General features: G+C 61.4%; 1 protein-coding gene. It reads right to left on the reverse strand.

All coding sequences use genetic code 11. The features are described from left to right. Window positions 1-303 (reverse strand): type VI secretion system tip protein VgrG (gene vgrG / locus PseAD21_RS29390; protein ID WP_146011330.1); only part of this gene is annotated, 303 nt, incomplete at both ends.

Consider the following 303-nt stretch of genomic DNA (forward strand, 5'->3'; position numbering starts at 1 on the left):
GACGTTTTCGTCCCAGTCGCGCTGGGCGTGCAGGTAGATCTGTTCCTGACCTTTCTTGTCTTCGATGCGCAGTTCGTTGTAACCACCGCCGCCCATCGAGCTCAGGGTTTTGAAGGTGCTGCGGGTCTTGTTCGCCGGCAGTGGATAGGGGACGGTGTTTTCCTTGTGGTACAGGCAGCCGCTGATCAGCGGTTGATCGGGGTCGCCTTCAAGGAACGTGACCAACACTTCCATGCCGATGCGCGGGATGGCGATGCCGCCGTACTGGGCACCGGCCCAGGCGGATGACACGCGCAGCCAGCA

Origin of the sequence: Pseudomonas sp. AD21 (assembly GCF_002878485.1) — a bacterium.
GTDB lineage: Bacteria > Pseudomonadota > Gammaproteobacteria > Pseudomonadales > Pseudomonadaceae > Aquipseudomonas.